Source organism: Yersinia fenwicki, assembly GCF_043099325.1.
Lineage (GTDB): Bacteria > Pseudomonadota > Gammaproteobacteria > Enterobacterales > Enterobacteriaceae > Yersinia.
Genome location: NZ_CP170755.1, coordinates 1,226,196 through 1,248,835 on the forward strand (window position 1 = coordinate 1,226,196; position 22,640 = coordinate 1,248,835).

The window sequence follows — 22,640 nt, forward strand, 5'->3', positions numbered from 1 at the left end:
CCGAGTGCTTCCTACTTACACACTTAAGACATCAACATATATTCTTTCATGCGATGGAGTTGAAGAGTTTTTTAAATACGTAGCGCTGATAACACTTCATCTCCTCTATCAGAACTTTAATCACCGGCTCATTTCATAGGGGCAGTGGTAGAGGACGAAACACTACACATTCTTAGTCATGACGTCTGTATTACTGGCGTGTGCTCACCGTAAATAATTCTGTCGTATGGTTGCGCTGAGATATGCGAATTTTCAAAAATTTACAATTATTTTTATGTCTATAAAAACTTATATTCACAAAAAAGATTTTTTTTAAGTTACGATTTATCCTAATTCAATTCTTTTAAATAACATATTTCGTTTGTTTTGTTTAAGGTTGCACTGACTATCCTTGGAATTATCTTAAATAAGCTATATGTGAGCATTAAATTGTATGTGATTATTCTTATCTTTGCATTTTAATTATTTAAAATTACCATTTACGACTTATTGCTATCGGCATTTTTGCAAGGTACTATCAATTCGCGTTCGGAGATTAATGTCTATTTAAGTATTTCACTTGTAGTGATGAACCATAGACAGCCGAAGTAGCTATGTAATCTGTAAATTAACAAAACTCAAAAACTAATAAAGGGAAGTTTATATGTCTAAGTCCATGTTCAAATTTACTTTAGCCGCCACTCTTTTAATGACTGCTGTGGGTTATGCTAATGCAGCAACGAATGCGCAGATAACTATTACCGCGAATGTGGTTGCAGCAACTTGTGATGTTTCCCTGTCAACTAATAATTTAGACTTAGGTAACTTTACACCAGCACAATTCAGTTCTGTAGCTGTGCCAATTACTGCAAGTGTGAAAAAGTTTACTGTAGGTATTAATAACTGTGAAACACCTAAGGCAGCTTCTGATACAGCTAGTCTGTTGATTTCAGGTCAAACATTGGGTGGTAATTCTAATATGTTCAACAGTACCGGAACTAACACTGGTATTATGATTAGTCAAACCACCACTCCAACTACATATATTAAGAATGGAGACAAAATTCTGGTTGCTACTGCTGCAGCTAGCACACCAGCTTCAGGAGACTTGAATGGTAAAACATTAAGTTTGCAAGCGGGCTTGGCTGCGACATCTACTACTGCTGATATCGGTTCAGTAAATGCCCCTGTTCTTTTTAGTTTTGCATATAATTAATATTTTTAATAAAAGCGAGTTGTATATGCTCGCTTTTAATTCTGGAGTTATGTATGACACGCTATGTTTACAGTTATTTAGGCGCGGTGGTTTTATTGTTATCGTCTACGGTAGTAGAGGCTGATGGATTTGGCATTAACGCAACGCGTCTTATCTATCCTGCGAATGAAAGTAGCATAAGCGTCACACTACGTAATACCATGAAAAATAATTCTTATCTGGTGCAGGCTAACGTTAGCTCTGAACAAAACAAATTTATTAGGGCACCTTTTTTTGTGACCCCACCTTTATTTAGATTAGAGCCGCAAAGCACGAATCAGGTACGTATTTCTTATAAAGGGAGCACTCTTCCTCAAGATAGGGAATCAGTATTTTATTTTCACGCTACCGGAATTCCTGCCAGCTCTTCACCTGCGAGTGAACAACAAACTGCAGGAGTAAGCGGCATGGCTCAGTTTGGGGTGGGTAATATTATTAAGCTTTTCTTCCGTCCCAACGGTCTAAAGACGACATCAGCAGAAGCACAGGAAAAACTTACTTTTTCTAAAGTAGCTAGTGGCCTGGAAGTAACGAATACATCGCCATACTTTGTCAGCTTTGCCAGTTTGAATGTTGCGGGGAAAAGTGTAGCTCTTGATACTCCAGAACAAAAAATGATTGCCCCATTTAGCAGTCATATCTATCCGATATCAGCTAAAGCCGGAGATATATCCTGGCAGACGATCAATGATGTTGGAGGTATCGATGCGCATACTAAACGTTTTTAAAAAAAAGAGTATTTATATTTTATTTTTTGTCTCTTTGAACTTTTATATGCCAGCAGCATTAGCAATTACCTTAAACTTCTCTGCAATACTGGCGGAGGCGACTTGCACAATTAGCCTCGATAAAAATGTGCTTTCATTAGGTGATATTTCACAATCGCAGTTAAAAGCGAATAAGATCGTTGCGGCTCAACCATTTCAACTGAATATCCAGAACTGTATATCTATCAGTGGAAGCGCCGCCTACTCTATTCTGGTATCAGGCTCTGGGAGTCTTGTGGACGGGAAGTGGTTATTTAGAAATAGCGATGAGGTTGGACATGGTACCGGGATCATGCTGGTTCAAAGTAATACAGTACCAGATTATTTAAACTCTGAGATACGCGATGGGAGTGCTATTTCGATTGGGGGTGCTGGCATTACACCAACGAACCAAAGTTTAAAATTTTATGCGGGCGTTAGTTGTGGAAGCGATAATGGGTGTGCAACGATGACTCCTGGAAAGGTATCTGCAACCGTCATGTTTGATCTAGTGTATCGATGAGTTAATAAATATTACCACAATGAAAAGAATAATTTTAGTCGTCATTTTTCTAGCATGCATTAGCACAAAGTTATATGCGCAACAGGATGGCATTAGTCTCGGGCAAACCCGAGTCATATTTCCTGAGGGCGAAAAGGCACAAGCAATGACGGTTTATAATCGTGGTACGAAAAGTTACCTCATTCAAACACGTATTTATAGCGATAAAGATATGCTGACGGCCGCACCATTTGTTGCTACGCCACCGCTATTATTACTCAAAGGTGATAGCCAGCAAATTCTTCGTATAGTTAAACAAGAGGGGGCGCTACCCTCAGACAGAGAGTCTGTATTTTATTTGGCAGTTTTAGCAATACCATCCCAGAATAAAGATGAAAATCAGGATGATGGAAAAGCCAATGTATCTATGGGTTTTAGGTTTGTTGTGAAGTTATTTTATCGACCAAAAAATATAGCATCAGCCTCCGCTGAGGGTGATTGCAACCTGAATATTACTGCTAATAGTGAAGGGTATATAATCAGCAATCCGACAGCTTATTATCAGACATTGGGTAGGCTTTATATAAATAATAGGGACGTGAATCTTGATAAAATCCCATCAATGATAAGTCCCCTGAGTCATCAGAAATATAATTTTAAAGAACCTATCCACAGTATTAAATGGAACGTCATTAATGACTATGGTGGATTGTCAAAACTTTGCGAAAAAAATAATTAATTGATTAGTTGGTTAACAATGATAAAACTCTATTTACTACGCTATGTACTGATTACACTATTTTTATCCTGCCTGAGCACTTTTTGTATGGCGGCTAATTCTGATTCTGAATCAGAGAAAAAAGGTATCTCATTCTATACCTTACGTGTTATTTATCCGCAGGAGGAAAAAAAAGGCGTTATCCTTAAAGCGGAGAATAAGACTGATGCACCATATCTGGTCCAAACATTTATTCGGCCCGTTGATGAAAATTCCGGCGATGTTGTTCTGAATTATAGTGGCAAGCTCATGATGCCGTTTATTGTTACGCCTCCGCTTGCACGACTAGAGCCCCATCAAACATTGGATTTGCGCATCCGCCGGAATGACCAACCTCTTCCGACCGATCGTGAATCTGTTTATTATATTTCGATGAGAGCTATTCCTGCTCAAGATAAATCGTTAAATGATGGTCAGTTAGTCATGACTGTAGTTACTAGTATGAAAGTCTTTTATCGCCCTGAGGGACTTAAAAAAAGAGCGATAGCCGATGTGGCAGATAAACTTAAATTTGAGTTTGATGGCGATACGCTTATTGCTAAAAACCCGACGGCTTATTGGTTAACATTTTCAATGCTGAAAGTTGGAAATACCTCTTTAGATAAAAAATCCCTACGTATGATGGTTCCTCCTTTTGGGGAACGGCGATATTCGCTGTCTGGAAGCATTAAAGGAGATATATCTTGGCAGTTGATCGATGAAGATGGGTGGAATACTCCTACTATGGTTCAATCAATATTTCACAGCAAATAATAATATTAATAATAAGTCATAAAGGGACATTGTAATAATGAATAGAAGCTATTTACATTTTGCTTTGTCACCAATATTTTTAGGTTTGGTGATGTCATATGGCATATTCCCTGCCTATGCAAAAGATTACTTTGATCCAAATTTGTTAGCACTCAGCGGAGGAAATTCCGAAGTTGTCGATTTGAGCATATTTGAGCAGCCGGGACAGATTCCTCCGGGAACATATTTGGTTAACGTATATATTAACCAAAATGATTATGGACAGCATAGAGTTAAGTTTGTCGCGGGAGATAATGGCAAAATATACCCGGAATTAACACCTACCTTTCTTGATAAAATGGGTGTCAATCTCAATGCAGTATCAAATATAACGAATTTGCGATGGACAAACCCATCGGGGACTTGCCGGATATTATTTCTGACTCAACAGTGAAATTCGATTTTCCGCAGCAGAGACTTGATATCAGTATACCGCAAATAGCCATGCAGCCGAAGGCAAGAGGATATGTTGATCCCAGCCTTTGGAATGAAGGTGTGCCTGCATTTTTGATGAATTATACATTAAATGGCGGTAAAAACTGGCAATCTGGCCAGGAAGCATCCTCGGGTAGTGAACAGACCAATTTATTTGCTAACGTCAGTGGTGGATTTAATTGGGATGCTTGGCGTCTGCGTAGCGATATGACCTATACCTATAATGATATAAAAATGAATGGTTATGGTTCTGCTAGTGAACAGAAAACGCGTTTTAATCATATCTATTTGCAGCGCGACTTGCAGCGCTTACGCTCAGAGTTCTTAGTAGGCGAGAGTAATGCAGGTAACGATGTATTCGATAGTATTCCATTTAGAGGAATTAAAGTTAACTCCAGTGAGGATATGCTTCCTACCAGCTTGAGAGGCTTTGCCCCGCTGATAACCGGAATCGCACAGAGTAATGCCCGTGTCACGGTGTCTCAAAATGGCAATGTTGTGTATCAGACCTTTGTGCCACCCGGCCCCTTTCGAATAGACGATCTCTATCAGACAGGTCAAGGCGGTGATCTGACGGTAACAATTACCGAAGCTAATGGGAGTGTTCGAACTCAAACCGTGGCATTCTCTTCTTTGCCCTTAATGCAACGTCCTGGCGGCTTTAAATATGAGGTCACCGCAGGACGTTATAATGGTGGGATCACTGTTGGCTCCAGAGAGGCAGATTTTGCTCTGGCAACATTAATCTATGGACTTCCATACGATATTACGTTGTATGGAGGCGGCCTGTTTGCCAAAGATTATACTTCTTTCGTTTTCGGTAGTGGCTTATCGTTGGGAGCTTTCGGTGCCTTGTCTGCCGATATAACGACTTCTAAAACACAATTTCAGAGCCAGGATTCTAGTCAAAGTGGAAATTCATACCGAGTTCGTTATTCGAAGAGTTTATTGCAAACAGGTACTTCGGTTGATTTAACCGCGTATCGCTATTCAACGAAAAATTATTACAGCTTTGCCGATTATAATAATACCGGCTATCGGCTGAGTGACGACCAAGTACCGTGGGCAATGGGAAGGCAGCGATCAAACTTTCAGATTCGTGTAAGTCAGCAGCTGGGAAGCCACGGTGCCGTCTATTTATCCGGCTCCCGGAATGACTATTGGGAAAATGACCAGATTAATAATACGCTTTCTGCAGGTTATTCCAGCAGTTTCAAAGGGGTGAACTATAGTGTCGCCTATTCGATTGATCGCATTAAGGGAGACGGTGATTGGCCTCAGAACCGTCAGATGTCTTTTAATATGCAGATACCGTTTAGCCTATTCAGCAATGCTTCGCTGGCAAGCCGGAGTTATGCAAGTTACCAAATGTCCCATGATAATCAGGGCCGGATACAACAGCAGGCAGGGATAAATGGTACAGCCTTCGATGATCGTCTCTCTTACAACATCATGCAGGGGGCGTCGAACACTAAAAATAGTAATAATAGCAGCACGCTCAATCTCGGATATCAAGGCAGCCAAGGCTCTGCCACTGTGGGCTATGGTTATAGTAATCAATACCGATCACTGAACATGAGCGCGAATGGTGGTGTGGTCGTCCATCCTCACGGTATCACTTTCAGTCAGACTCTCGGAAGTTCAGTCGCTATTGTAGAAGCACCCGATGCAGCAGGAACCAGTGTGATGAGTGGTAATGTTGAGACGGATTCGCGAGGCTACGCTGTAGTTCCTTATTTATCAAATTATCAGCGTAATACGATCAGCCTTAATCCAGCCACGCTGCCTGATGATGTCGATATAACTCAGTCAAGTCTAGATGTATATCCTACTAAAGGTGCCGTCGTGATTGCCAAGTTTGCAACACGAGTCGGTTCTCAGGCGCTGATTACCCTGAGCAAGAATGGGACATATTTGCCATTCGGTACTTTAGTCAGTGTTGATGGCGAAGCAGAAAATAATAACACCGGAATCGTTGGTGATGCAGGCCAGGTATATTTGAGTGGTTTATCACAGTCTGGACATTTGACAGCCAAATGGGGGCGCAGTCAATCTCAACAATGCCAGGCGAGCTATGACCTCAAGTTGCATTCTACAGCGTCCAAAAATAATCCCGTTCGAACGCTGAGTTTGCAGTGTGAAGAGAATTAATGTCCCAAAATAACCAAGTATTTGAATATTAAAAATCGGAACAAACGCCTTATGCACAATAAATTAATTTCTTTTCTTGCGCTGATCATCGCGCTCTTAGGTCCATCATACTGTGTGGCAGCAGATACTATAACGATAGGTAAAGGCACTGGTGTACTTTGGGAAGGTCTGCCGTTTAATGTCACGCTAAGTGGTCCAATGGATAACGCAGCAATGGCCCCCCAATATGGTTTGATGAATATTACAGATAAGAGCTATGTTTGCATGTCATCGACAGATTTAACGACGATTGGAGCCTTTAAGGCAATACAAATAGCACCTGGGGTGGGGCTTATCCCAAGGGCTACGGTGAAAACAACTTACACGGCCTATGACGGCTCAACAAAAACCATTACAGGAACAATAGGCTTACCTGATACCCGAGCCGGGGACAGTGGGGAACTAACCTCTCCATCAGGCTTTGAGTGGTGTTTACCCCCTAGCATGACAACTAATAGTTACTTTTATAGTCCTAATGGCTCCCGGGTTGTCAACCTAACAGGGACATGGGCTTTAGTTGCCGATGGTACTCAAACAACATATACAGCCGGTATACCCACCATGTACGCATCGAGTTTCTCGGTGGTAGCGGTTGGTGATAAATATCAATCAATTTTGCCCGCAAGTTTGAACTTAAGAGTTACTACTTTGGAGTGCACGGTCGATACACCGACAGTCATCAACTTTGGCACGGTAGCCCGTAACTTAACGGTAAATACTGAATTAGCTAAACAAACCAATTCATTTAATGTTTCTTGTTCGCAGTCATCAGGTAGGATCTCTGCAAATATTGCGGTTCAGTTCCGAGCTTTAACCAGTTTTTATGAGGGTTCCATTAATCGGTTAGCCTTGTCTCAAGGTGGGGGCTATATTACAGGGGAAATTCCAGGCGTCACAGACAGTGGAGTATGTGATGGTGCATCTGGTATTAACTTTAATAGTCAGGCAATAAATATTGGCAGTATAAGTCTGTATATGCCTGTCCAAACCATCCTTAACAAAGTAATTTGGCGTTTGTGTTCGGGTGGAAGCACACTTCCTAGTGGCCCTGTATCTGCATCCACGGAAATGCTTATTACTTTCAATTAACGATAGTGCCATATCGTTATTAGTTGAGCAGTGTGAATTATTTAAAATTACTCAAATCAACCTATTTAGATTTGTAGGCGCTTATAAATAGTAGATGGCCTAAATTCAATAGGTTGATTTGATACTATATTAGAATTTAGTTGAAATTTAATCCAACTGTTGAGGTCTGGCCTGAAAGTTTAGCTTTTTTATAAATTATGCTCGACGTATTATGATGCTCAATCTAGTACATGAGTCATGCTTCATCACACATGTAATGTTCTTTTTATATTATGTTTCCGCACATACCCAATACTTCCACTCTCTCTATATACTAGAGTGTAGACCTTTCTAAAAACTTAGTCTGTATTAATGGCTGACTAAATGTAGTTAAAGTGATAAGCAATGTTCTGCTCAAACTAATCGAACCAAACCGACCATGTCCTATCAATATTTTCTTGAATAGCTTTTGGTTGGTAAGCCGCAAGAATCTTTGAAGTTATAACCCTTATACTATAACCCCACAGCAGTTCAATAATCCTCAGATCAATTCCAGCTCTCACCATCGCTTCTTTGATACTTCGTTTTTCCTGGCGCCAGTGACCATGAGAAAACGTAATGTTGCGTGGGAAAGCGAGTTAATCAAACTGTGCCAAAAAATGGGTATTGTTCCTTGATGAGTCTATTTTCTCCACGAGAGCTGCAGTGTTATTAGGATCATGTTCGTAGGATAATTACTGGTAAGGGTATACTGGCTAGCTTGGTTGGGCCTGATATGGGGAGTAGTGAATAGACATATTGATAAGTCAGCTTGTTAGGTCGTGTATAGTGATTTGCAGTGCTTGTTCCCGATGGATTTCTACGTCCAACCAGATACAATCCTGTGAGTCTGTTATTCAGCACGTTCTCTTTTTTTCATGGTCTTATCGATAAGTACGGAGAGCCGCTGAACATCAGTCTTGGTTTTTATCATTGGCATAATCCAGTTTTCCTTGTCCCCAAATGTACCAAGATTATGGCGAGGCTAGTAGAGATTTACTGAGACTATGTGAAACGATTTATCCCATTTATCAATTGTTTTATATGTATTTTAAGTCTTGTTGACATGTTGTGAAACAAGCTTGAATAACTTGATCTGGATTATGCCAGCGTAGGGAAGTGTATTAATGAAGCGTATCAATGCGTTAACTATTGCAGGAACTGACCCAAGCGGGGGGGCCGGTATTCAGGCCGATCTGAAAACCTTTTCTGCATTACAGGCCTATGGCACCAGTGTTATCACCGCTTTAGTGGCGCAAAACACTCGTGGTGTGCAGTCGGTCTATCCCATTGAACCGGCTTTTGTTGCCGCCCAATTAGATTCTGTTCTGAGTGATGTGCGTATTGATAGCGCTAAAATAGGCATGCTGGCAAATGCGGAAATTGTCGATATTGTCTCCACGCAATTGCGCCGTTATCCCATTCCATTTGTGGTATTAGATACCGTGATGGTCGCCAAAAGCGGTGACCCACTGCTGGCACCTCAGGCAGTGGATGCAGTGCGTCGCTTACTACTCCCGCAGGTTGCTTTGATTACACCAAATTTGCCTGAAGCCGCGGCACTGCTGGATTGTCTGCCCGCCGATAATGAGCAAGAAATGCGCCAGCAGGGGCGAGCACTGTTGGCTTTAGGCTGCCAGGGGGTATTGATGAAGGGAGGGCATTTGAGCGGAGAAGAAAGTCCAGATTGGCTGTTTACCGCTCAGGGTGAACAGCGCTTTGTGACACGCCGGATTAATACCCGACATACCCACGGCACCGGTTGCACCTTGTCGGCAGCACTGGCGGCATTACGGCCACGATATACCCATTGGGCAGATACCGTCAGCGCAGCTAAAGACTATCTGCAAGGGGCACTGGAAAAAGCTGATACCCTCGAAGTGGGGCAGGGAATCGGGCCGGTGCATCATTTCCACCGATGGTGGTAATACCTTTCGCCCTTCAAGCCGTAGGGAGGCTAACAGCGCTCACACACCCGAATCACTGGCTTGAGTCAGCTCATCGGGATATGTCCACTTGTTGCCTACCCGCGACGCCAATGGCTTTGTGCATCCATTGTCTTGAAGACGCAGGTTTTTATTAAGATCGTGTTTTATGCCAGTAAATAGCGCTGTGTCATGGTAAACATCGCGATGGCCCGCTGCAAATGGTGGGCATCAAAACGGTTAAGCAGGTAACTTTCAGCCCCTTTACGTGGGCGAATGCACAGTAATAATTTCGGCTCGCCTGCCTCATCTTTTATAAGATCGAACTGATAGCTGCCGATCTCTTTTTCATTTTCTCGCCAAGAAATTTGTATCGCGGGTAAGGGGTTATCGGCCGTAGGTTGCCTGGCGGCAAAAAAGTAATCGCCTGCCCAGAAACCGGCATAATTGCCATCAGCTTGCAAATGTTTGGTCCGGAAAATGTGAGCCGCAGAGAGTTGATTAATGGCATCCAAGGTTATTTCTCGATGTGCTTGCTGCCACAACGGAACATTATTCTCGATTTGCCAGCAAGCTGCGCCCAGATAGTCATTCAGCTCGCGCCAATCTTCATCAAGTTGCTGGCGTAATTCCTCTTCGAGGATATTACGATATTGCTGCATGCCACTGGGTTGGTCGCCTAACGTTTCGTAAGTTATCAGTTCCATGGTGCGTGGCTTGCGGCGAAAACTCATCCACAACACCATCTTGGGTATGCGAAACTCAATTGACTGAATACTCAGCCGATAGTGATCCCCTTTGTTCAATACAAAGCCGTTGGCGGTACCGCGCTTGTTTTGATAATTACGTATCACCACCACGCTATTTAGCCCCATCCAACCGGTGACGTAATGCTCACTATCAGAATTAGCGACATCCAAATCGATGACCATTTGAACGATTTTATCGCTCTCGAGCTTGTTTAGCGGATGGGCATCCTCAGCGGAGTAATACAGCTTTTCGGGGGTTTCGGGTAATTCAAGGGTCAACATGGCATGGCCTTTTTCGGGGTAACGATCAACTCATCATCTGGTTTATAGCTTACCTCAAGCTGTCATACAGATTGCGGTATAACGAGAATTAGGATGAAAATTCGTGCTATGGATCAACTTTTTCTACAGTTGGGGGTCATAGACAGGCAAACTCATGCACGTTTGCAAATTTGTGATATAGAAGCTAGTTCAATATTCGGCGAGTATACCCATCATACTTCAAGCTATTTAGAGAATATATTCATCAGATAATAAGGATTTTCGATAATGAAAGGCCATAAAACCCTCCATTGTCTTGTTACTGCGGCGATACTCAGTGCCAGTTCCTGGGCTTTCGCGCAACCGGCGACGAATGTTGCTTCGGCGCCTGTAAGTTCCGCGCCTGTTCAGCCCACACCAGCTAAATCTCTGCCTACCACTGCAGATTTACTCCAACAGCCTGTGTATAAAAATAGCTGGCAAAAAATGGTGAAAAGCCAAAAAAACTTACCTGCATGGGCGCGTAAAGGGGTGGGGACATCTGCGCCGTATGAGGTGATAAATTGGGAAGGGCAGCAGTATAAAGTGGGGCGGATTTGTAAACCCCATGATTGTAGTAATAATTTTATGTGGGTTGTCTTTAGCCGGGATAACAAACAAGTCTTGCAGGCATGGGGGATGCGGGTTTCGGTAGACGACAAGCCAGAAGCACTTGATGCTCCGAGTCAGTTCGCTACTTATCAATGGTTGGGACGTCCGAGCGAGAGTATTCAAGCTATGTTGAAAAAGCAATTAGAGCAAGACCCTAACTGGCACTGATGGTTGATTGTTTTCAAGTTGCAGGAAAATGCCTAATACATCTGCAACTTGAAAGATGACGGGGATATCAGCCAACGCCAGCTTGATGTAGATCGTGCAAGTTGATTGCACCAACCAGTTTGCCATCCAGGTCAACCACCGGTGCTGCACTAATATGATGCTGATGCAGCGCTTCTAATGCTTCACCGGCACGCCATTGTTCTGGCAATCGGAAACCTGGGCGGGTAATCGCCCCTCCGAGTTGTTGTTGCAGCGTGCCTCCTTTGACCAACCAGCGGCGCAAATCACCATCAGTGAAAACACCCACGACCTTTTGATTAGGATCACATACAGCTACTAGCCCTAATCCGGTACGGCTTAGTTCCAACATCGCTTCCATCACGGTGTCGGATTCATTTACCACCGGTAAGCGGTCACCGGTTCTCATTAAATGATGGACTCGATTGAGCAGCCGCGCACCCAAACTACCTCCGGGGTGCGAGCGCGCAAAATCTTCTGCATTGAAACCGCGATGGCGCATGAGAGCCATTGCCAGTGCATCCCCCATCATTAACGTATTTACCGCACTGGAGGTGGGGGCCAGTCCCATCGGGCAAGCTTCATGCTCAACACTGATATCCAGTACACAGGCTGCACCCTGCGCCAGTGGCGACTCTAAACCACCGGTGATAGCGACTACCGGAATATGGCTGTCCGCCAGCAACGGCAGGATCAAATCCAGCTCTTTAGCGCGGCCTGAATAAGAGATAAAGATCAATACATCTTGCGGGCCGATCATTCCCAAATCGCCGTGTAAAGCTTCGGCTGGGTGAACGAAAAAGGATGGGGTACCAGTACTGGCCAGTGAGGCGGCAATTTTTTTACCAATATGGCCGGATTTGCCAATTCCAGAAACCACGGCTTTACCGGTACAGGCCAATAATAATTCGCAAGCGTGGACAAAATTATTATCCAAACGCGATAACAAACGCTGAGCTTCCGTCAGTTCAATTTCCAGTGTTTCACGGGCATAGGTCAGCAGTGGATTAGTCATCTTTATCAACCAGAATGATGTTAATACCCATTTTCTGTAGTTCCTGCAAATACTCGGCGCTAATACCTTTATCGGTAATCAGGGTATCAACGGCACTCAACGCACAAACGACATTGGGGCTTTTACGGCCAAATTTGGAAGAGTCTACCAGCAGAATGATGCGACTGGCGGCGTGACACATAGCAGTACTGACATGATAAACTTCGTTAAACGTTGTGACACCGGCATTAAGATCAACACCATCTGCACCGATAAACAGTTTATCGAAACTAAACTTGTCAAAGGCCGATTCTGCCAGGCTGCCATGAAAAGAGGCTGAACCTTTGCGGTATGTTCCGCCCGGCATCAAGATAGCCTGATCGTTATCCAGTTCGACCAACTCATTGACGATATGTAAGCTGTTGGTCATCACCGTAATATTGTTGAATTTGGCCAGATGAGGCACCATTTGCAGCACAGTACTGCCTGCATCAAAAACCAGACTATCACCGTCATTAATCAGTTTACTGGCCGCTTTGGCGATTTGCTTTTTCTTCTCGGTATTAATATGTGTTTTACGGTCGATAGGTTGCTCAACATCGTCGCGATTTAACACCACTCCACCGTAGGTACGAATAACGGCGCCTTCATTTTCAAGACTGGTTAAATCTTTGCGGATTGTGGTGCCCGTAGTCGAAAAATGGGCGGCGAGTTGATCAACAGCCGTTTTACCGTGCTGCTGGAGATATTCCAGGATAGCGACTTGTCGCTGCTTTGGTTTCATAACGATTCCTGCTCAAGTATTTCCATTGCCTCTTTTTCAGGCATAACTTTCACATGAAAAAGAATAACTTTCATTGTGAAAATATCATGATTTCGGTTTAATCGCTAATGATAGTGCAGTTTGACATGCTGTATCCGTAGGGAAGATCACATCCGGGATTAAATCCTGCTGATGTAACCCATGAAGGTGCGCTAATGTGCGTGGGCGGGCAAAAACACTGATTCCTCGCATGATCATGCTGTCACTGACACGCATGTTTTCATCAAAAGCCAACGCCATCACTACTCTGGGTTTAAAACGCCCGCCAGAACGTCCAACACCGACCGATTTACTGTGCTGGCAAAGTCGGTCAAAAGCACGGTTAAAACGATTAATTTGCCACCATCCAAGTAAGATTTGCAGTACCCAGGCGATGATGACAAGGCTGATTAGTGCGGATGTGGGGGACATAATTTTCTCCTCATACTCTTCGCTCTTGGCGTTGCAGCGGTGTTAGCTGCTCTCCTGCACCCGAATCACTGGTGCGAGTCAGTGATTCGGGCTTGATACCAACAACGTTAAAACATCACTTGCCCACCAGTGATATTAATTGATTGGCCAGTACAATAGGCGGCTTTATCACTGGCGTAGAACAACAGGGTATTGAGCACATCTTGATAATCGCAGCCACGTTTTAGTGGCACTTTATCGGTATAATATTTTTCAACTTCTTCCGGTTTGATGCCCAATTTGGCGGCATATTGCGGTAAAAGTGACTGGAACATCGGCGATTTCAATAGATTTCCTAACATCAGCGAATGGACGGTGATGCCGTAATCAGCCAAATCCAGTGCCAGAGATTGTGTCAAACCTACTCCACCAAATTTAGCAGCACTGTAACCGGAGTTGTGTTTGCTGCCTACTTTACCTGATTTGGAATTGATTTGGATGATACGACCAGCAATTCCATCACGAATCATTAGTCGGGAGAACTCACGAGCACATAAGAAGTAACCGACCAGGTTCACTTGCAGTGAGCGGTCAAAATCATCCAGAGGGAAATCAGTGATAGGTGCTGCCTTGGCAATACCTGCACTGTAAACCAGTAAATTGGTTTGATGGAAGCGCTGATCGACCGCTTTTGCCAGCATTTGTACGCTGCTTTCATTGGTGGCATCTACCTGGAAACCTTGTGCGCTGTCTGCGCCATATTCGGCATTAATCTGATCAGCAACTAACTGTGCGTTGCCAGAATTCAAGTCAGCAACTGCCACTTTATAACCTGCTTCGGCCAGACCATGGCACAAAAATGCACCCAGAGTTTGCCCACCACCAATCACTACTGCTACTTGTGTCATACACACCTCCAAAAATAAATTAACGAATAAATTTCAATGCACTGCCGACCGGAACATCAGTCGGTGTCGGGCCAATGACATGAATGGAACCAGGAAATTCGGGCTGTTCATCACCGTTAAAACGGATGGTGATATGGCCCAACTCACGCAGATTTTGAGTCGCTACTTCACCCACGGCGGTGATGACATAGCGCATCTCGGCCAATTCCATAATGTTGCCTGCCTGTAATTCCCCATCGGTGTCGCTGTGCTGGTGGATAAAACAGAATTCTTCAATATCTTTCGGTGCTCCTTCGCGGAAGGTGATGAGCATGTCATCCAACAGCGCCTCCCGGGCGCTGTCTCCGATATTGATAATGGTTGTCTGGTAAATAGTATTCATACGTACATCCTTAACCGTTGAATGTATTACAGAAAATCTAATGCTTCGGTCTTATTGATCATGTCTTACTGATAAATAAAGGCGGATGCTGCCCAGGCGATCAATACGGTCGGCGCACCCGTCAGGAAGCGGCCAACCAACACTGATGGCACCCCAACACGGACGGTATCTTGTTTAGCTTCAGCCAGTGATAGACCTACCGGGATGAAGTCACATGCCGCTTGAGCATTAATCGCAAATAAAGCTGGCAGGGCTAATTGTGGTGGGATATTCCCCAAACCAATTTGAACCCCAACCAATACACCGATAACTTGTGCAATAACGGCCCCTGGGCCTAAGAACGGTGATAACAGCGGGAAGGAGCAGATCAGCGCCAGAAGCACTAATCCAATCGGGCTGCTGGCCAGTGGTGTCAAACCGTGGGCAATAAAGTCACCCAAACCGGATGCCATGATGATGCCGATTAATGCCGAGACGAAGGCCATAAACGGCAGGATGGTTTTCAGTACTGTATCAATGGTGTCGCGGCCTGACTGGAAGAACACGGCAACCACAGAGCCCATGCCCATGCCTACTTTTGCCAACAAACCGTCACTTTGTTCAGTGATTTTCTTCGTGGTATCGTAATCACGGCCACCTTTGGCGGCAGTTGCTGCCGCTTGCGGTGCAACTTCTACTGCAGGTTCTGTTTGTGCAGTTACGGCAGTTGCGCCATCAGTTTTGCTGATTTTATGAATGTTTTTTTCACGCACACCGGAAACATAGATATCTTCCAGTATGTATTTCGCCATCGGCCCTGATTGACCTGTTGAATGGATGTTGACGGTAGGTATACGACGTTTCGGATACAAACCACAGCGCAGGGTACCCCCACAGTCAATAATGGCGACAGCGATCTCTTCAGCAGGCGGCTCGCCTTCTTTGAATCCATCAACCGCTTCCCAACCCGTCAGTTCGCTAATGCGATCAATAATGGCTGGACGGGTACCCGCGGTGATATAAACAATTTTTTTACCGGGGACGATTGGCAACTCCAATGGGCCACCCCAACCGCCTTCGCCTTTTTCAATCCTGATAAATTCACTCATGATCTGCTCCACACAGTATGTGTTTGAATTACATATTAAAGTTGTACGTTACGATCCAGGCGGATGCCCATTTTGCGTTCGAAAATGGATGTCGTCAGGTCAGTAATCCAGCCGCGGAAGAAGTTGGTTACCATCCCGACCAGGAAGTAGCTAACCGCCAGTGGGCCTAATGGCAGACCCAGAGTGGTTAAACCACTGGCTATACCGAGATAAACGAACAACTCGCCCGGGTTAATGTGTGGGAACAAACCATTCATTGAGTGACAGCTATAGGATGCAGCTGCGTAATAACTTGGCTTGTATTTTTCTGGCATAAAACGCCCAAGACTTAATGTCATTGGGTTACAAAATACAAAGGTGCCTATCACTGGTAGTAACAGATAACGCGAAACGGGGTTACCCGCGCAACGTTGTGCTAATCGTTCAATTCTGTCCTGACCGACAAACTTGATCAGTGCATTCATGATGACTAACAAGCTAATTAATAAAGGTAAAATCCCTGTGACCATTCCAACAAAAACTTCTCCCCCTTTTTGGAAGAGTCCGATAAACCACTCGGCTCCATGGGTTATAAGTTCAATCATTCTTCTTCTCCTGTAATCGAGGTTATGGCTGTTTTTATAATCTTTTGTTATCAAAAGAGATTTAGTGTTCCGCGTGCTAATGCGGTTTTAAAAAACTGAGGTATCAGAATGAACTTCAGCATTTTGTTTGTCGCCATGTGCACTACCATAATCATTTTTTAGATCTATTTATTGCATATAGATCACACTTTGAAAGATAAACCTTTCAAAGTGAATATTAAAAATAAAAGAAAATTGAATTGAAATGAAAGGTTTTGCTGCGAGAAATGCAGCTCTTTAACGATTTTTGGGATGATACAGAGGAACAGCCAAAGCTGAAATGGCAATAAAATTGAGGAGATTCATGGGCTAATCATTGATAGCCCATGTTCAGGTCTTAGCCTAACAACTCGCAATTGGGGGGTAAGCGGCACTGGATAGCATTAGGAATAACCTCAATACGAAAGTTTTTTCCTGAGAGTGGTTCGCCATCCAGATTAAAAGTCATGTCATGTGGTGCGGTGATTTCGAGCCAAGGCAAAGTGGTCTCAATGACGTTTTTGTTTTTCTCACCACTAAAGACACTGGTCAGCAGGGCGGGAAGCAATTCTTCAGCGATCAACAAACGTAATTGCAGCAGACCATCATTAATCAGTGCATCGGGGCAGAGAGGTTGCCCGCCTCCGGCTTGCCTGCCATTACCAATCCCTATAACTAAGGCATCACCAGACCATTCAAAGTCAGGGCCACGAATTTCACAACTGTCAGCTTTGATTGTATCCATGCGCATTAAGCCATGTATAAAGTAAGACGCGCCTCCCAACACGGCTTTGAGTTTCTCGGGGGTCTCAGTGGTAATGCGAGTACCAAAGCCACCTGTTGCCATATTGATGAAATAGTGTTTGTTATTCACTTGTGCTAAATCGATGGCAACCGCTCGTCCTTTAACTGCTAACTGTAATGCATTTTCTATTTGTAAAGGAATACTGCAACTGGTGGCAAAATCATTGGCCGTGCCCAGTGGCAGAATACCCAAACTAGGGCGACTGGATCCCGCTAATGCCATCAGTGCACTGGCAACCTCATTGATAGTGCCATCCCCCCCGCCAGCAATGATCGTGTCAACGGCTAATGCCGCCGCTTCATCGACATAGCGTTTTGCATCACCCTGTTCCCAGGTCACGCGAACATGGAGGGTCACGCCTTCATCACGCAAGTTTTTGACTGCATTGCGAACATCTTGATTACCCGCTTCTTTACCATTCAGGATGAGAAGGGTATGTGGCATTGAGGTCATAACTGGCTCCTGTCAGTATCTGCAATAAGAGTAACAGTAACCCATACTTGTTTATTTTATCTATCAAATTATTCAATAAATAACGTAGAATATCAGTAATAGTTTGCCATAATAAAAATAGATTTTATTTTTACTGGAATGTTTATTTAGCGAAAATAATTTTTATTTCGAGTAGGTTATTTGTGATAAGGGGCTATTCTTATTATTATCTAATGTCTTAACAAGAATCATTAATAATAAGAAATGGTGAAAGTGGCCTATAATCAATAGTTTATTGAATTAAAAAGAAAAGGCCAGCCCAAGGGAGATTGGGCTAGCCAAGGAGGTGGTTCCTAGTCTTGCTTTAAAACTTTTTTAGTTCTTGATTGTACTCGAGCTATCCTACCCCAGTGTTATTATAATTGATGAGATCCATTTCTAATATTTGCTAAAAATGCCATCGTCAGGATGGCATTATTTTTTTATTGCTTCTCGTTACGCTTTTTCATGGGGATTGCGGCTATTTGTCCCGTCCAGATTCCGAACTAACAAGCCATATTCCACATTAATATCCTCTGGAATCGGCAAATACATGATATGCCCGTTACCTGGAGCAACATCTGCCGGTTGGCCCTTTTTATCTTGCATACTTTCAAGGATAAACTGGATATTACCATTGGGAGTCATCAGCTCAACACTATCACCGACTGAGAATTTATTTTTGACGATCACTTCAGCCTGCCCATCACGGCGAACACCGGTAAATTCGCCGACAAATTGCTGACGTTCTGAAACCGAATAACCGTATTCGTAAGTTTGCTGTTCTTCGTGGGCATGACGGCGCAGGAAGCCCTCGGTGTAACCACGATGAGCCAGCCCTTCCAGGGTGGTAAGTAGCGTTGGATCGAAAGGCTTACCGGCCACCGCATCATCAATTGCGCGGCGATACACCTGTGCGGTACGAGCACAATAATAGAATGACTTAGTCCGGCCCTCAATTTTCAGCGAATGCACCCCCATTTTGGTCAGGCGCTCCACATGCTGAATCGCGCGCAGGTCTTTGGAGTTCATGATGTATGTGCCGTGCTCATCTTCCGAGGCCGTCATATATTCACCTGGACGCTGAGCTTCTTCTATCATAAAGACTTTATCGGTAGGAGCACCGATACCTAGTGTAGGCTTGACATTCTTAACGGCAATTGGCTGATGAATATGTACAATATTGCCAACGTCATCTTCTTTGCCTTCCTGGACGTTATATTCCCAGCGACAGGCATTGGTGCAAGTTCCTTGATTCGGGTCGCGCTTGTTGATGTAGCCGGAGAGCAGGCAACGGCCAGAATAGGCCATGCAAAGCGCACCGTGAACAAAAATTTCCAGTTCCATGTCAGGTACTTGTGCGCGGATTTCAGCGATTTCTTCCAGCGATAATTCACGAGAAAGTATTACGCGCGTCAGCCCCATCTGCTGCCAGAATTTAACGGTCGCCCAATTCACGGCGTTAGCTTGTACTGACAGGTGGATGTCCATCTGTGGGAAAGCTTCACGCACCATCATGATCAAACCAGGGTCAGACATAATTAGGGCATCAGGCCCCATATCAATCACCGGTTTTAAATCACGTAGGAAGGTTTTCAGCTTGGAGTTATGGGGGGCTATATTCACCACTACATAGAAGCGTTTGCCCAAAGCATGGGCTTCCTGAATACCTAATGCCAGATTTTCGTGATTGAATTCATTATTACGCACCCGCAGGCTATAGCGCGGCTGTCCGGCATAAACGGCATCTGCGCCATAAGCAAAGGCATAACGCATGTTTTTAAGGGTACCGGCCGGGGATAATAATTCTGGTGTAAAAGGCATGTTTTTTGAAGATGCTGATACTTTTGTTAAAGACATATAACGACTCTCAGTCTGAGTTCAAGTCAGAACCACGCCCGAGGGGGTGGTTAAAAGCCGAGGATTGTAACCTTGGCAACCATGAAAATCAGCCATCGCACAATTTTTGTAAGGTTTAAATGATCTGGATCAACCTAAGGAGTGAAAGGCGCGGTAAATAGCCCCGCGCGAATACATTTTTATTAGGATACGTAGGTAAGATAGCGGTATAGAATCAATAAAATTACAGTGTTAGATCTTTAATAATGGTGGTCGGGCCATTTTTTATCACCGCGGCAATACCCTTTTTAGCGGCAGTTTCGGAACTGTAGGATTCACTAACACCGATAACCTGATGGTTTTTCGCTTTCAACACAAAATAAGGCTCATTTTTGGTGTTGTGCTTTAGCTCATATTGGCTTTCCAGTGGGGAGTTACTTTGCACCGATGATATGCCGTTTTCAGCAGAGGCTTTACTGGCATACATCTCACTGGTGAGAATGATTTCGCCATTACTGGCTTTCAGATTGAAATGATACTGCCCATTCTTTGCCTTCTTAATCTCATAGTGACCCGTGGCCATAATGTTTCTCCTGTTGGTGGTGGTATCTCTAATCAGTGTAGTCAAGGGCTCATACACCACCAACATAATGCAGATTTTGTGAAGGCGACATTACAGTAAACGGCAGATCTCTGCTTCCCAGCGATACCCCATTCCATAAACCGCGCGAATAAATGGCTTCTCTCCATCAAGTGCTTCTAGTTTACGGCGTAAGTTTTTAATATGACTGTCGATAGTGCGGTCAGTTACCACACGATAATCGTCATAAAGATTATTCAGTAGTTGTTCGCGACTAAAAACGTGGCCGGGTTGGGTCGCCAGGATCTTCAGCAAACGAAACTCTGCCGGGGTCAGTTCCAACAGATGCCCCTGATAGCTTGCCTGAAAGCGGGATTCATCGATAAGCAGCGGCGCACTCTCACTGGGTTGTTCCCGCTGTTGCTGGCAGCGGCGCAAGATAGTTTTGACCCGAGCCACCACTTCCCGTGGGCTGTATGGTTTGCAGATATAATCGTCAGCACCAATTTCTAATCCCAATAATCGATCAATTTCTTCTGTCTTCGCCGTGACCATCATGATTGGAACATCGGAAAAACGGCGAATTTCACGGCAAATACTGATGCCATCACTGCCGGGTAACATCAGATCCAGCAAAATAATAGCCGGAGGAGACTGACGAACAGCGGCGACTACTTCGGCTCCATTGGTAAGCCATTGAGTGCTGTAACCCGCCGCTTGTAGATAATCGACCAATAGCTGGCCGAGCTTGGGTTCATCTTCAACAATCAATACGGTGCCAGGCTGGCTGGCAGACTGAAGCGGTTCGTGCATGACATGAATTACCCTATTGAATGGAATAGGGGAAATACTACCGTAATCCGCAGACCACCCATAGGCGAATGTTCGGCGCTAATTTTCCCCCCGTGCGCCTCGACAATGTTGTGACAAATCGCCAATCCCAACCCCGAGCCGCCACTGGCACGATTACGCGAGCTTTCGGTGCGATAAAAACGCTCAAAAATACGTTGTAACTGCTCATCGCTCAGACCGGGTTTACTGTCCTGCCAGCGCAGCGTCAAGGTCTCTTCTTCTTGTTGTACGCTAATGTCTAGCTGGCCGCCTTCGTTGGTATAGCGCAGGCTATTTTCCAGCAGATTGTGAAACAATTGGTTTAGCCGATCGGGATCGCCGAACATCACCGCTTGTTCCGGAAAGTGGCTAGTGAGGGTGATATTTTTGCTTTCAAAACGGCCGCGGAAGCTGGCAATGGCAATTTGCAGCAGACGGGCCGCATCGAGCTGTGTTTTACGGTAAGCCAACGCACCCCGGTCGGAAAGTGAGAGCTGGTGTAAGTCATTAACCAATTTGGTCAGTATCCCGACTTCGGCTTGCAGTGAAATTAACGATTCTGGGGTGGGCGCACGGACACCGTCTTGCAACGCCTCCAGTTCACCGCGCAGTACCGCCAGCGGAGTGCGTAACTCATGTGAGACATCGGCCATAAAGTCGCGCCGCATCTGCTCATTTTTCTCCAATGAGCTGGCAAGCTGATTAAAATCTTGCGCCAAATGGCCCAGCTCATCACGGCTACTGACAGCGACGCGAGCACTAAAATCGCCCGCCGCTAGCCGATGAGTTCCCTCTACCAGACGTTTGACTGGGGCTAACATGCCGCGCGATAAAATCCAGGTGGCGGCGGCAGCCAGTAAGGTCGACAGCCCGACAATAATCCAACTGGTGCGGCGCTGTTGCCTGTCAAAGTTAATATCAGCATTACGAGTCAGTTTTTCTGGGGGAGTTGACATCACCCAGCCCACCACCTGCTTATTTACCGTTATCGGCTGGCGGCTGGCTTCTTTAGGCACCCGGTCGGTACGGCCTGCCAGCAGATTATTATGACTGTCGACCACCCAAAACTGGGCACGCCAGCCATGCGGAGGCATGTTGCGGTTGTTATCACTACTTTTCTCAAAAGACTTCATTATCTGATAGATAACTTGGTCATTGTTACGCAGAAAGTCCCAGTTACCGTAGCGCTGATATTGCACTTCAAGCGCATCCCCCAGCATAGCTATCCTTTGTTCATTACTTTGCTTGATATAATCGATGAAACCGCGCTCAAAGCTGGCTCTAACACCCCAATGCATAGTAATGAGCACCAGCATACAAGTGGCAAATATCGCCATAAACAGTTTTCCGGTAATGCCGATTCTCATGATA

23 protein-coding genes are annotated in these 22,640 nt (G+C 44.6%); 10 read left to right on the forward strand and 13 right to left on the reverse strand.

What is annotated here, in order from left to right:
- The first annotated feature begins 643 nt into the window (after nucleotides 1-643).
- The 9 genes from ACF3VQ_RS05665 to thiD all read left to right on the forward strand — a co-directional run bounded on the left by ACF3VQ_RS05665 (nucleotide 644) and on the right by thiD (nucleotide 9,712).
- Nucleotides 644-1,195 carry a fimbrial protein gene (locus ACF3VQ_RS05665; RefSeq protein ID WP_392433750.1) on the forward strand — a complete coding sequence of 184 codons (552 nt, stop codon included), beginning with the start codon at nucleotides 644-646 and terminating at the stop codon, nucleotides 1,193-1,195.
- Between the two features lie 53 nt (nucleotides 1,196-1,248).
- Complete coding sequence (locus tag ACF3VQ_RS05670) at nucleotides 1,249-1,962, forward strand: molecular chaperone (RefSeq protein WP_392433751.1); 714 nt, start codon at nucleotides 1,249-1,251, stop codon at nucleotides 1,960-1,962.
- Nucleotides 1,940-2,503, forward strand: a complete 564-nt coding sequence (locus ACF3VQ_RS05675; RefSeq protein WP_392433752.1) for a fimbrial protein — start codon at nucleotides 1,940-1,942, stop codon at nucleotides 2,501-2,503. The genes ACF3VQ_RS05670 and ACF3VQ_RS05675 overlap by 23 nt, the downstream gene beginning before the upstream one ends.
- 145 nt (nucleotides 2,504-2,648) lie before the next feature.
- Nucleotides 2,649-3,221 carry a molecular chaperone gene (locus ACF3VQ_RS05680; RefSeq protein ID WP_392433753.1) on the forward strand — a complete coding sequence of 191 codons (573 nt, stop codon included), beginning with the start codon at nucleotides 2,649-2,651 and terminating at the stop codon, nucleotides 3,219-3,221.
- Nucleotides 3,222-3,308: 87 nt separating this feature from the next.
- Nucleotides 3,309-4,013, forward strand: coding sequence for a molecular chaperone (locus tag ACF3VQ_RS05685; RefSeq protein WP_392433754.1), 705 nt, complete (start codon nucleotides 3,309-3,311; stop codon nucleotides 4,011-4,013).
- A 37-nt stretch (nucleotides 4,014-4,050) separates the two neighbouring features.
- The gene (locus ACF3VQ_RS05690) at nucleotides 4,051-4,446 is read left to right on the forward strand and encodes a FimD/PapC N-terminal domain-containing protein (protein ID WP_392433755.1); all 396 of its coding nucleotides are present in this window, start codon (nucleotides 4,051-4,053) and stop codon (nucleotides 4,444-4,446) included.
- Nucleotides 4,395-6,638 carry a fimbria/pilus outer membrane usher protein gene (locus ACF3VQ_RS05695; protein WP_392433756.1) on the forward strand — a complete coding sequence of 748 codons (2,244 nt, stop codon included), beginning with the start codon at nucleotides 4,395-4,397 and terminating at the stop codon, nucleotides 6,636-6,638. Before ACF3VQ_RS05690 ends, ACF3VQ_RS05695 begins: the two co-directional genes overlap by 52 nt.
- Before the next feature lie 51 nt (nucleotides 6,639-6,689).
- Nucleotides 6,690-7,766, forward strand: a complete 1,077-nt coding sequence (locus ACF3VQ_RS05700; protein ID WP_392433757.1) for a hypothetical protein — start codon at nucleotides 6,690-6,692, stop codon at nucleotides 7,764-7,766.
- A gap of 1,145 nt (nucleotides 7,767-8,911) precedes the next feature.
- On the forward strand, nucleotides 8,912-9,712 hold the full coding sequence (thiD, locus tag ACF3VQ_RS05705; RefSeq protein ID WP_392433758.1) for a bifunctional hydroxymethylpyrimidine kinase/phosphomethylpyrimidine kinase: 801 nt from the start codon (nucleotides 8,912-8,914) through the stop codon (nucleotides 9,710-9,712).
- A gap of 164 nt (nucleotides 9,713-9,876) precedes the next feature.
- Here thiD and ACF3VQ_RS05710 read toward each other — a convergent pair whose 3' ends face one another.
- Nucleotides 9,877-10,740 carry a hypothetical protein gene (locus ACF3VQ_RS05710; RefSeq protein ID WP_392433759.1) on the reverse strand — a complete coding sequence of 288 codons (864 nt, stop codon included), beginning with the start codon at nucleotides 10,738-10,740 and terminating at the stop codon, nucleotides 9,877-9,879.
- A 267-nt stretch (nucleotides 10,741-11,007) separates the two neighbouring features.
- On the opposite strand from ACF3VQ_RS05710, the gene ACF3VQ_RS05715 reads away from it, so the two are divergent.
- Nucleotides 11,008-11,538, forward strand: coding sequence for an inhibitor of vertebrate lysozyme family protein (locus ACF3VQ_RS05715; protein ID WP_392433760.1), 531 nt, complete (start codon nucleotides 11,008-11,010; stop codon nucleotides 11,536-11,538).
- A 67-nt stretch (nucleotides 11,539-11,605) separates the two neighbouring features.
- Here the strand turns inward: ACF3VQ_RS05715 and gutQ are convergent, their stop codons facing one another.
- The 12 genes from gutQ to baeS all read right to left on the reverse strand — a co-directional run bounded on the left by gutQ (nucleotide 11,606) and on the right by baeS (nucleotide 22,636).
- A complete protein-coding gene (gene gutQ, locus ACF3VQ_RS05720; RefSeq protein ID WP_392433761.1) occupies nucleotides 11,606-12,571 on the reverse strand; it encodes an arabinose-5-phosphate isomerase GutQ in 966 nt (321 codons plus the stop codon).
- Nucleotides 12,564-13,334: a DNA-binding transcriptional repressor gene (locus tag ACF3VQ_RS05725; RefSeq protein WP_392433762.1), complete on the reverse strand. Its 771-nt coding sequence runs from the start codon at nucleotides 13,332-13,334 to the stop codon at nucleotides 12,564-12,566. The genes gutQ and ACF3VQ_RS05725 overlap by 8 nt, the downstream gene beginning before the upstream one ends.
- 84 nt (nucleotides 13,335-13,418) lie before the next feature.
- The gene (gene gutM / locus ACF3VQ_RS05730) at nucleotides 13,419-13,784 is read right to left on the reverse strand and encodes a transcriptional regulator GutM (RefSeq protein ID WP_392433763.1); all 366 of its coding nucleotides are present in this window, start codon (nucleotides 13,782-13,784) and stop codon (nucleotides 13,419-13,421) included.
- A gap of 107 nt (nucleotides 13,785-13,891) precedes the next feature.
- Entirely contained in the window at nucleotides 13,892-14,671 is a 780-nt protein-coding gene (gene srlD, locus ACF3VQ_RS05735) for a sorbitol-6-phosphate dehydrogenase (protein ID WP_005162204.1), read from the reverse strand.
- Between the two features lie 19 nt (nucleotides 14,672-14,690).
- Nucleotides 14,691-15,053 carry a PTS glucitol/sorbitol transporter subunit IIA gene (gene srlB, locus ACF3VQ_RS05740; RefSeq protein ID WP_392433764.1) on the reverse strand — a complete coding sequence of 121 codons (363 nt, stop codon included), beginning with the start codon at nucleotides 15,051-15,053 and terminating at the stop codon, nucleotides 14,691-14,693.
- 65 nt (nucleotides 15,054-15,118) lie between these two features.
- Nucleotides 15,119-16,141: a PTS glucitol/sorbitol transporter subunit IIB gene (locus tag ACF3VQ_RS05745; protein WP_392433765.1), complete on the reverse strand. Its 1,023-nt coding sequence runs from the start codon at nucleotides 16,139-16,141 to the stop codon at nucleotides 15,119-15,121.
- A gap of 35 nt (nucleotides 16,142-16,176) precedes the next feature.
- Nucleotides 16,177-16,725: a PTS glucitol/sorbitol transporter subunit IIC gene (locus ACF3VQ_RS05750; RefSeq protein ID WP_004391259.1), complete on the reverse strand. Its 549-nt coding sequence runs from the start codon at nucleotides 16,723-16,725 to the stop codon at nucleotides 16,177-16,179.
- Between the two features lie 376 nt (nucleotides 16,726-17,101).
- A complete protein-coding gene (yegS, locus tag ACF3VQ_RS05755) occupies nucleotides 17,102-17,992 on the reverse strand; it encodes a lipid kinase YegS (protein ID WP_392435460.1) in 891 nt (296 codons plus the stop codon).
- A gap of 483 nt (nucleotides 17,993-18,475) precedes the next feature.
- The gene (gene yegQ, locus ACF3VQ_RS05760; RefSeq protein ID WP_392435461.1) at nucleotides 18,476-19,795 is read right to left on the reverse strand and encodes a tRNA 5-hydroxyuridine modification protein YegQ; all 1,320 of its coding nucleotides are present in this window, start codon (nucleotides 19,793-19,795) and stop codon (nucleotides 18,476-18,478) included.
- Nucleotides 19,796-20,102: 307 nt separating this feature from the next.
- Nucleotides 20,103-20,441, reverse strand: coding sequence for a YegP family protein (locus ACF3VQ_RS05765; protein ID WP_392433766.1), 339 nt, complete (start codon nucleotides 20,439-20,441; stop codon nucleotides 20,103-20,105).
- 90 nt (nucleotides 20,442-20,531) lie between these two features.
- Entirely contained in the window at nucleotides 20,532-21,251 is a 720-nt protein-coding gene (gene baeR, locus ACF3VQ_RS05770; RefSeq protein WP_174849067.1) for a two-component system response regulator BaeR, read from the reverse strand.
- An 8-nt stretch (nucleotides 21,252-21,259) separates the two neighbouring features.
- On the reverse strand, nucleotides 21,260-22,636 hold the full coding sequence (gene baeS, locus ACF3VQ_RS05775; RefSeq protein ID WP_392433767.1) for a two-component system sensor histidine kinase BaeS: 1,377 nt from the start codon (nucleotides 22,634-22,636) through the stop codon (nucleotides 21,260-21,262).
- Nucleotides 22,637-22,640: the final 4 nt, after the last annotated feature.